The following is a 3650-nucleotide window of genomic DNA, read 5'->3' on the forward strand; positions in this document are numbered from 1 at the left end:
AGTGTGGTGGTGGGGTGCTCATATGGCGGAGACACTGGCGAGTTTTTCCTCGGCAACGGCCGGGACACCTAGTACAGCCACCCTCGGGTGGTGGGAACGGGATGGTCCTGGTGCGGCTGAGAAGGAGCGCAGAGCACCCTGTTGGGTCCTGAAAGAACAACCCTGAGGTTGTTTTTTCGGAGACTGGTCCGAACCCATGGGTTCGGGAGTCTGCCAGGCATGACCTGGTCTCGCATACCGCCGGCGGATTGCTGGGTTTGGTGTGGGGCGTGATGGTTGTGGGTTGGTCGTTTGTTGAGAATTGCACAGTGGACGCGAGCATCTTTGTGGTCAAGTTGTCAAGGGCGAACGGTGGATGCCTTGGCACCAGGAGCCGATGAAGGACGTGGGAGGCCGCGATAGGCCTGGGGGAGCTGTCAACCAAGCTGTGATCCCAGGGTGTCCGAATGGGGGAACCCGGCACCAGTCATGTGGTGTCACCTGCACCTGAACACATAGGGTGTATGGAGGGAACGCGGGGAAGTGAAACATCTCAGTACCCGTAGGAAGAGAAAACAAATAGTGATTCCGTGAGTAGTGGCGAGCGAAAGCGGATTGAGGCTAAACCGGTTGCGTGTGATACCTGTCAGGGGTTGCGTGGTCGGGGTTGTGGGACCCTGCTGAGTGTGCTGACACGCACTCGAGAAGTTACAAAGCTAGTTGCTAGTCGAACAGTCTGGAATGGCTGACCGTAGACGGTGATAGTCCGGTAGGTGAAAGTAGCTGGTCTTCTGTGGGTGTTCCCGAGTAGCGGCGGACCCCTGAAATCTGCCGTGAATCTGCCAGGACCACCTGGTAAGCCTAAATACTTCCTGGTGACCGATAGCGGACGAGTACCGTGAGGGAATGGTGAAAAGTACCCCGGGAGGGGAGTGAAATAGTACCTGAAACCGTTCGCCTACAATCCGTCGGAGCCTTGCGGGGTGACGGCGTGCCTTTTGAAGAATGAGCCTGCGAGTTAGTGGCACGTGGCGAGGTTAACCCGTGTGGGGGAGCCGTAGCGAAAGCGAGTCTGAATAGGGCGATTCAGTCGCGTGTCCTAGACCCGAAGCGGAGTGATCTAGCCATGGGCAGGCTGAAGCGCGGGTAAGACCGCGTGGAGGGCCGAACCCACCAACGTTGAAAAGTTGGGGGATGACCTGTGGTTAGGGGTGAAAGGCCAATCAAACTCCGTGATAGCTGGTTCTCCCCGAAATGCATTTAGGTGCAGCGTCGCGTGTTTCTTGCCGGAGGTAGAGCACTGGATGGTCTAGGGGGCCCACAAGCTTACCGAAATCAGCCAAACTCCGAATGCCGGTAAGTGAGAGCGCGGCAGTGAGACTGCGGGGGATAAGCTTCGTAGTCGAGAGGGAAACAGCCCAGATCACCAGCTAAGGCCCCTAAGCGTGTGCTAAGTGGAAAAGGATGTGGGGTCGCATAGACAACCAGGAGGTTGGCTTAGAAGCAGCCACCCTTTAAAGAGTGCGTAATAGCTCACTGGTCAAGTGGTTCCGCGCCGACAATGTAGCGGGGCTCAAGCACACCGCCGAAGCTGTGGCATTCACATTTTAACCTCGCTTGGACTTGATTCCTTGTGCAGGTGTGTGGATGGGTAGGGGAGCGTCGTGCCGGGGGTGAAGCAGCGGGGTGACCCAGTTGTGGACGCGGCACGAGTGAGAATGCAGGCATGAGTAGCGAAAGAAGGGTGAGAAACCCTTCCGCCGGATGACCAAGGGTTCCAGGGCCAGGCTAATCCGCCCTGGGTGAGTCGGGACCTAAGGCGAGGCCGAGAGGCGTAGTCGATGGACAACGGGTTGATATTCCCGTACCCGCGAAAGAGCGACCCTGACGAACCTCGTTGTGCTAACCATCCGAACTGCCGGAGGTCTTCGGACCGATGGTGGCGAGCGTGGGAACCTGGCGGGTAGTAGTCAAGCGATGGGGTGACGCAGGAAGGTAGCTGAGCCCGGCCGGTGGTTGTGCCGGGGTAAGCGTGTAGGCCGTACCGTAGGCAAATCCGCGGTGCATGAAGGCTGAGACGTGATGCCGAGCCGATTCAGGTGAAGTCAGTGATCCTATGCTGCCGAGAAAAGCCTCTAGCGAGTTCTTAGCGGCCCGTACCCCAAACCGACACAGGTGGTCAGGTAGAGAATACCGAGGCGATCGGGCGAACTGTGGTTAAGGAACTCGGCAAATTGCCCCCGTAACTTAGGGAGAAGGGGGGCCGGAGACGTGAAGCCCCACGCGGGTGGAGCGTTGTATGGCCGCAGAGAGCAGGGGGAAGCGACTGTTTACTAAAAACACAGGTCCATGCGAAGAAGTAATTCGATGTATATGGACTGACGCCTGCCCGGTGCTGGAACGTTAAGGGGACCTGTTAGCTCTTCGGGGCGAAGCGGAGAACTTAAGCGCCAGTAAACGGCGGTGGTAACTATAACCATCCTAAGGTAGCGAAATTCCTTGTCGGGTAAGTTCCGACCTGCACGAATGGCGTAACGACTTCCCCACTGTCTCAACCACAGGCCCGGCGAAATTGCATTACGAGTAAAGATGCTCGTTACGCGCGGCAGGACGGAAAGACCCCGGGACCTTTACTATAGCTTGACATTGGTATCCGAATTAGCTTGTGTAGGATAGGTGGGAGCCGGTGAAGTCCATACGCCAGTATGGGTGGAGGCAATCTTGAAATACCACTCTGGTTGATTTGGGTATCTAACTTCGGACCGTTATCCGGTTCAGGGACAGTGTCTGGTGGGTAGTTTAACTGGGGCGGTTGCCTCCTAAAGGGTAACGGAGGCGCCCAAAGGTTCCCTCAGCCTGGTTGGCAATCAGGTGTTGAGTGCAAGTGCACAAGGGAGCTTGACTGTGAGACTGACAGGTCGAGCAGGGACGAAAGTCGGGACTAGTGATCCGGCACTGGCATGTGGAAGCGGTGTCGCTCAACGGATAAAAGGTACCCCGGGGATAACAGGCTGATCTTCCCCAAGAGTCCATATCGACGGGATGGTTTGGCACCTCGATGTCGGCTCGTCGCATCCTGGGGCTGTAGCAGGTCCCAAGGGTTGGGCTGTTCGCCCATTAAAGCGGTACGCGAGCTGGGTTTAGAACGTCGTGAGACAGTTCGGTCCCTATCCGCCGTGCGCGTAGGATACTTGAGAAGGGCTGTCCCTAGTACGAGAGGACCGGGACGGACGAACCTCTGGTGTGCCAGTTGTCCCGCCAGGGGCACGGCTGGTTAGCTACGTTCGGAAGGGATAACCGCTGAAAGCATCTAAGCGGGAAGCTCGCTTCAAGATGAGGTATCCCACCACCTTCGGGTGGGTAAGGCCCCCAGCTAGACGACTGGGTTGATAGGCCGGAAATGTAAGCCCGGTAACGGGTTCAGTTGACCGGTACTAATAGGCCGAGGACTTGACTACCAAGCTGCTACGCGTCCACTGTGCAACTCTCGATAAACGAACAACACCCAACATGTGTTGGTTGAGTTGTTTGACATGTCGATAGAGTTACGGCGGTCATGGCGGAGGGGAAACGCCCGGTCACATTCCGAACCCGGAAGCTAAGCCCTCCAGCGCCGATGGTACTGCACCCGGGAGGGTGTGGGAGAGTAGGACACCGCCGGACAATCTTCC

2 rRNA genes are annotated in these 3650 nt (G+C 57.2%); both read left to right on the forward strand.

The features are described 5' to 3' along the window. Nucleotides 1-328 precede the first annotated feature (328 nt). A 23S ribosomal RNA gene (locus AB0I76_RS21485) occupies nt 329-3437 on the forward strand. 88 nt (nt 3438-3525) lie between these two features. Next, nucleotides 3526-3642: ribosomal RNA gene (gene rrf / locus AB0I76_RS21490) — 5S ribosomal RNA — on the forward strand. The last annotated feature ends 8 nt before the right edge of the window (nt 3643-3650 follow it).

The sequence above is a fragment of the Micromonospora sp. NPDC049799 genome (assembly GCF_040656655.1).
Lineage (GTDB): Bacteria > Actinomycetota > Actinomycetes > Mycobacteriales > Micromonosporaceae > Micromonospora.